Genomic DNA, 6,406 nt, shown 5'->3' on the forward strand with positions numbered 1-6,406 from the left:
ATCCCATGATTTGCTCCTTCCTATGCTCTAGCATATTTACTAGAGCATAGTCTATGAGAAAACTCCGGAAAAAGCAAGAGAAAAAAGAAAAGACCGCGCCAAAATCTAGTCAAGGGCCAAACACCAGAGCATGGGCAGGATGCCCATGCCACGGTGGCACGGGCGTCCCGCCCGTGCGGGTCAATCACAGAGGTTTAAGAGCATGGGCAAGATGCCCATGCCACGGTGGCACGGGCGTCCCGTCCGTGCGGGCCCTATAGGACCGGGGGGCTCCAACCGCTTTTCGAGCGGCATCGCGCGCGGAGTTTTTTTCGTATAGATTATGGTGGTGTTCCGGGGGAAAGGCGGGGGCGGCGCGGAACGACTACAAAGAGGAGGGGGGGCTGGAGCAGTGGGAGAAGTCTTCATGAAGCGGTGCGCGTTGTTGGTGGGCACGAATGAGTACAAAGGCCTGAACCCGATGCCATATGTGGAAGTGACGCAGGCGGGCGCGCACCGCTCGGCACGCGGCACGCGCCGGCCGTTGTTTCGAAACCGTCGCCGGAGTCATACGTTGTTTCCAAAATCGGCGAATTCTATACTAGACTCTGCATTTGCCCGCGTTGTTCGGGCGGGTGCGTTCATGGGGACAAGAGGGAGCAAGGGGAGACACTATGCGCGAATGTCCATCGTCCGGTGAGGGTGCGCCGCATCTGCTTTCGGCTGCCTGCGGCATTCCGCCCGCGGCGCTCGCGGCCTTGAGCGCCCAGTGGATCGAATCCGCGGAGCAGGTGCTTGCCATCGCGGCGACGGCGGAGGGCCGGGCGGGCCTGTGCCGCCTGCTCGGCATGGCCGAGGAGCCGTTGGCGGCGCTGCTGGCGCAATTGCGCGACATGGTCGGGCCGGAGGCCGCGGCGCGCCTGGAAACGCCGGCGCCGGGCGGTCCGCTCGGAGCGCGGCGTCCTGATGAAGACGTTCCGCCGAAGGGCGGCGACAGTTGAAGGCAAGGTTTGCCGGAAACGGCAAATGGGGGACTTCTCCATGATCATTTCGGGTCAGACGAGTCTGGATCGGGCGGGCGTGCTGCCTGCCGCCACGCTGGAGCAGCTGCGAGGCCTCTGGATCGAGAGCGTGGAAGAACTGGTGTCGGTCGCGGCGGCCCTGGACGCGCACCAGCGCGGCGTGCTCAGCGGCGCGCTCGGCGGCGATGTCCCGGACCTTCCGGGCCTGTCCAGCCGGTTCATTGACCCGCGGCGGCTTGAAGGTCTGACGCGGGCACAACCTGGCGGCGGGCTCGGCTGCTACGTGGACCCGGCGGTGCTGCGCGTCTTCGAGGAATCGGGCGAGGTGACGCCGGGCCGCGGCGCGCGGCGCGCCGCGTTGGCCGGGGAGTATCCCGCCGCGGTGCGGCTGATGGACCGGATGTATCCCGTGAAGGACCAGGGTGCGCGCGGTACGTGTGTCGCCTTTGCGTCCGTGGCGCTGCGCGAGTACCTGAACCAGCGGCAGGAGCAGTTCTCCGAACAGTTTCTCTACTGGGCCTGCAAGGAACTCGACGGGTCGCCCGGCCCGGGGACGTGGGTGCACACGGCCATCTCGGCGCTCGCGGAATACGGGGTGTGCCGCGCGAATATGTGGCCCTACAATCCGTCGCAGAACGACGATAACGAGGCGCAGGGCCCGCCGCCGCCGGGCGCGGAGCAGAACGCGGCCCGCTACCGCATGCGCTACGCGCGCACGGTAGAGCCCGGAGTGGTAGAACATTATAAGCGCGTGCTGGCGGGCGACGGCGCCACGCCGGGCATGCCGGTCGCCTTCGCCACGCTTGTTTTCTACAGCTGGTACGCTTCCGCCGAGACGCACCGCACGGGAAAGATCACGATGCCGTTGCCGGGCGAACAGCCGCTGCCGGGCGGCCACGCATGGTGCGTCGCGGGCTACGTGGACAGCCCGGCCGCTCCGGGCGGCGGCTACTTCATCGTGCGCAACAGCTGGGGCGCGCACTGGGCCCCGGACAGCCCGGAGGTTGCGGGCCATGCCTTGATGCCGTATGCCTACGTCGCGCGGTATGCCCTCGAGGCGTATACGGGCGCGATGGTGGATCAACCCGCGGCGCGGGACGCATGCGACGATGATTTCGCGCCCTATGTCATGACCCTGAAGCAGAATCATCCGGATATCCGTGATGCCTTGCTCACGGCGGGCTCGAAGGTGCTGACGAATCCGGACGCGCCGGACCGGATGATGATGGACACGCCGGCGAATCGCAGGCAGTTCCGGGCGCAGGATTTCACCTGGGATCCGCAGACGCGCAGCCGACGTTATTTCCCGCCGGTTGCGGCGCTGACGCGGCCCGTGCGCGACGAAATAGACCGGCTGACGGAACTGAAGCAGGGTTTTCTGGGCACGCTGGACCGCAACCTGGACCTGGCGAAGAAGCAGCCGCTTCCGGACAGGAACCTGCCGCCGTGGCTCTACCTGATTCCCTGGGAGCCGCGCGTCGCGGAGGTTGCAAAGGAAGACATCTCGGCGTATCTGTGCGCGGCGGTCCGGAAACGGGCCAACGTGCCGGACGAGGTGGCCTGGCCCGAGGAATGGGAACGCGTGCTGGCGCAGACCAATCATGCCTCGGTTTACACGCTGGGCGGCGCGGGCGTGCAGGTGCACGTGGTCGTGTCGTTCCTGTCGCCGTTGCTGTGCCGGCCCGGCGAGTCGCCGGAGACTGTGCTGCCGGCGCCGGATGCCCTGCAGACGATCGAGCAGGCCTACGCCGCGTGGCGCGAAAAGACCGGGGCGCGGGCGGCCTTGTTCGTCTACCACGCCGTAGGCGTGGGCGGCCCGTTTCGGGTCAGCCCGGACGCGCTCAGCGACAGCGGCTCGATCAAGGCGGTCTCGTATCCCGTCGCGCGCGACCAGTCCGGGCATGTGTGGAAATTTCAGATACCGTCGCGCTTTGAAGAGCGGCCGCGCCTTGCGCGGTTCCTTTCCCGGCTGAAACCGGAGACCCTCGAACAGCGCGCGACGCGCATCGACCGGCGCATCCGCCGGATGCTCGACAGCGGCTTTGCGGGGCATCTCACGGCGGTGAAGCTGGCCGCCGAGACCGGCTACTCGCTTGCCGAAACGGTGGACGCCTACCTGTTGCTGGAGCAACAGGGCGAGTACGGGCTCTATGAGACCGAAAAGAAGATGCTTGCCATCGAGCGCCTGCGCCCGCAGCAGCAGCAGAAGCAGCGGCGCGCGCGCCTGAGCAAGAACTGGCTGCAGCGCCACCTGCTCCTGATACTGAGTCCGCCGATAAGCGTGGCGCTGTGGATGATCAAGGATGCAATCCTGGGGCGGCCCTTCACCCTCCGTGGTTTCCTGGTTGCCTTGCCGATGGCGTATATTGGCGCCTTGATTGACCGTTACCTGTTGCGTTTTCGCGAACCGAAGGAGTGACCCACATGAATACCCTGCCCGAACTTCTGAAGAACATACTGGCGAAACTCGCGGAATTCCTGGGGTTGCGCAAGTCGGAGGAAGCGCAACTCGAGCAGAAGAAGGCCAAATGCCTCGCGCTCCGGCGCACGTTCACGGACGAGCTCGAGAACCTGAAAATGGAAATACGCTCGCTGGAACAGCGGGCGCGTTCGTTGAAAACGGAGCTCGAGCAAACGAAGGGCGAGCGGCGCCGCATCGTCATCGAGCAAATCGAGCTGACGAAAGAGGAACTGGACGGTCTCCAGGGGCGGCAGGACATCCTCGTGAGCCGCATCAGTCATCTGAATACGGCGATTCAGAAGATCGACGAACTGATCGCGGCGATGAAGCGGGGCGTGGGGCAGGACGTGCTGGACGAGATCGCCATTGGCCTGGAAGACACCCTGATCGACTTGAAAGACGAGGGCAAAGCCGCGAAGGAATTGAAAAACATAAGGCACAAGCGCGAACGAATACAGCGGGCGGAGACGATTGAACCGCCGGAGACCGCGGTCGCGGAGGAGCCGCCGAAGGAAGAGCTTTCCGAGGAAAGCGCCAAATGGCTGAAGGAACTGGAATGATTGGAAGTGCGAACCGCCGGAACGGGCGGTGGAGATGATTGCACAGGGGCAGCAATTGCAGCAGCGTGCTGACAAAAGGAGAAAACGCTCATGCTGGAAGACATATTCAAATCGAAAGCGCAGCGGGAGAAGGAACTTCGCGTGAAGCAGCGCAAGGCCAAGCGCCAGGCGGAGGGTTCCATCGACGCGGTCAAGGAGCGCGTCGAAAAACTCAAGGCTGACCGGGATAAGGCGTGGAAAGAGGCGAGGCAGTACCTGAAGGACGGACAGAGAGCCGCGAGTCAGCGCAGCCTGCAATCCTGCCGCGCCTGCGAGATGCTCATGACCAAGCTGGAAATGAAGCGCTGGGTCTTCGAGCAGTTGATCACGAAACTGGAACTGTCCCAGACGGACCAGGATTTCACGAACGCGATGCACTCGCTGAACGCGGTGATTGCCATCGACCCCGAACGGGTCGAGGACGTGCTCGGCGAAGTCGAGGACAAGCTCGGCGAACAGGTGGACGTGGACAAGATCTGGGAGCGTGTCTACGGCAAGGAGATGGCCGGCGTCGAGACCAAAATGACCGATGTGATCCCGTCGCTGGAGGAGATGGAGCAGCAATTGCAGGATGAGGTGGCGGAGGATATCGGAGAACGCAAAGGCGCGCGCAAGGCAAAGGACGAGGAAGGCGGCATTTCGGAGAAGATCGGCGAGGGCCGCGCGCGCCTGCGCAAGCTGATGGAGGATGAGAAATGAGTTTCAATGCCGATAAAAAGCGGGAGCACGAGGCTGCCGCAGAGGCGGCATTGTGCGAAAAGAACTACGCGAAAGCGTTCTTTCACACGGCCAAGGCGGCGGAATTCGGATTCAAGCTGGCGGAACAGAGCGAGGGCAAGGTCGCGGAACAGTATGTCGAGGATGCCTACGAACTGCTCGACATCGCGGAGAAACTGCAGGATAAGGCGAAGACCCAGCCGCGCGAGGAACCGAAAAAGGCGCAGGAAAAGGCCGGCCCGGACGAAGACGTGTCGCAGTCGCAGTGGGAACTCAAGGACCGCCCGCGCGAAAAGCTGGCGGACGTGGCCGGCCTCGAGGACGTGAAAACCGAACTGCGCGAAAAGGTCATCGAGCCGTTCCTGCATCCGGAGGTGCACGAGCGCTTCAAGCTGCGCAGGGGCGGCGGCATTCTCATGTACGGCCCGCCCGGAAACGGCAAGACCTACATCGCCAAGGCCATTGCCGGCGAACTGGACGCGGCGTTCTTCAACGTGAATGCGTCGCAGATCAAGGACAAGTACGTCGGCGAGACCGAGAAGAACATGCAGCACCTCTTCGACGAGGCGCGCAAGCACGACCGCTCCGTCATCTTCCTCGACGAGGTGGACGCGATCCTGGCCCGGCGCGGCAACCGCAAGATCGGCATGGTCACCCAGTTTCTCACGCTCACGGACGGCCTGGTCGAGTCGAAGAACTGCATGCTGGTGCTGGGCGCGACGAACAAGCCCTGGCTGCTCGACCCGGCCGTGCTGCGTCCCGGCCGCCTCGGCGACCACATCTACGTCGGGCCGCCGGACGCGCCCGCGCGAGAAGCCATCGTGCGCCTGAGCATGCAAGGCGTGCCCGTCGCCGCGGATGTGGACTATGCCGCGATTGCGGAGCGCGCGGACCGCTTCAGCGGGGCCGACATGGCGTCGTTGTGCGACCGGGCGAAACGCTTCGCGAAGAACCGGCAACTCGCCAGCGGCAAGGACGAAGAGGTGACGCAGGCGGATTTCGACGCGGCCCTGGAGAAGGTGCGCCCCTCCGTGACGCCCGAACACCTGGCCGAGTTCGACGCCTGGCGCGCGGGCCACGCGGCCTCGAGCGACGAGGAAGGCGAGGACTGAGGGCGCGGGGCCAGGTCCAGTTTCCTGACCGCCGGACGATTGGCACAGACGTGACGGAGACGACGGGTGTTGGCTTCTTGGCACGGGACGCGCGTCAATCGTCCTCTCGGGAAAGAACCGCGCGAAGTCATTTTGAGACATGGAGATTGAAGCGTTCATGTGCTGGTCTTGCATCAATGGCGCAACGAGCCGCGTAACGTTTTCCGATATTGCCGGGCTTGACGGCGTCAAAGCCAGATTATGTGAGACCATCACGTGCCCGTCTCGACGCGCGGAGGCCCAGGGTCGCATCACGTTTCCGCATCACGGCAGTTTCCTCCTGTACGGACCCAAGGGTAATGGGAAAACCTCAATTGCAGTGGCATTCGCGGGCGAATTGAATGCGCCGCTGTTCACGCTTCATAGTCCTCCTGCCAGACGAAGCGACCGTGCATTTATGCAGACAAGCATGCAAGAACTTCTTTCCAGGACGGAGGAATATGAAAGATCTGTTGTGCTCTTTGACAATGCAGACGG

General features: G+C 63.8%; 6 protein-coding genes. All 6 read left to right on the forward strand.

What is annotated here, in order from left to right; all coding sequences use genetic code 11:
- The first annotated feature begins 653 nt into the window (after nt 1-653).
- A complete protein-coding gene (locus tag KA184_22550) occupies nt 654-980 on the forward strand; it encodes a hypothetical protein (GenBank protein ID MBP8132368.1) in 327 nt (108 codons plus the stop codon).
- 25 nt (nt 981-1,005) lie between these two features.
- Complete coding sequence (locus KA184_22555) at nt 1,006-3,420, forward strand: C1 family peptidase (GenBank protein ID MBP8132369.1); 2,415 nt, start codon at nt 1,006-1,008, stop codon at nt 3,418-3,420.
- 5 nt (nt 3,421-3,425) lie between these two features.
- Nucleotides 3,426-4,022 (forward strand): hypothetical protein, encoded by a 597-nt coding sequence (locus KA184_22560; protein MBP8132370.1) that lies wholly within the window; start codon nt 3,426-3,428, stop codon nt 4,020-4,022.
- Between the two features lie 90 nt (nt 4,023-4,112).
- Nucleotides 4,113-4,760 carry a hypothetical protein gene (locus tag KA184_22565; GenBank protein ID MBP8132371.1) on the forward strand — a complete coding sequence of 216 codons (648 nt, stop codon included), beginning with the start codon at nt 4,113-4,115 and terminating at the stop codon, nt 4,758-4,760.
- Nucleotides 4,757-5,890: an ATP-binding protein gene (locus KA184_22570; protein ID MBP8132372.1), complete on the forward strand. Its 1,134-nt coding sequence runs from the start codon at nt 4,757-4,759 to the stop codon at nt 5,888-5,890. The genes KA184_22565 and KA184_22570 overlap by 4 nt, the downstream gene beginning before the upstream one ends.
- A 139-nt stretch (nt 5,891-6,029) precedes the next feature.
- On the forward strand, nt 6,030-6,406 hold a 377-nt coding region (locus tag KA184_22575), incomplete at its 3' end, for an ATP-binding protein (protein ID MBP8132373.1).

This window comes from Candidatus Hydrogenedentota bacterium (genome assembly GCA_018005585.1).
GTDB lineage: Bacteria > Hydrogenedentota > Hydrogenedentia > Hydrogenedentales > JAGMZX01 > JAGMZX01.

Bases quoted from the DNA above. Each gene is read 5' to 3' on its own strand.
- KA184_22550 (MBP8132368.1), top strand. From the start codon at position 654: ATGCGCGAATGTCCATCGTCCGGTGAGGGTGCGCCGCATCTGCTTTCG.
- KA184_22565 (MBP8132371.1), top strand. From the start codon at position 4,113: ATGCTGGAAGACATATTCAAATCGAAAGCGCAGCGGGAGAAGGAACTT.
- KA184_22570 (MBP8132372.1), top strand. From the start codon at position 4,757: ATGAGTTTCAATGCCGATAAAAAGCGGGAGCACGAGGCTGCCGCAGAG.
- KA184_22560 (MBP8132370.1), top strand. From the start codon at position 3,426: ATGAATACCCTGCCCGAACTTCTGAAGAACATACTGGCGAAACTCGCG.
- KA184_22555 (MBP8132369.1), top strand. From the start codon at position 1,006: ATGGGGGACTTCTCCATGATCATTTCGGGTCAGACGAGTCTGGATCGG.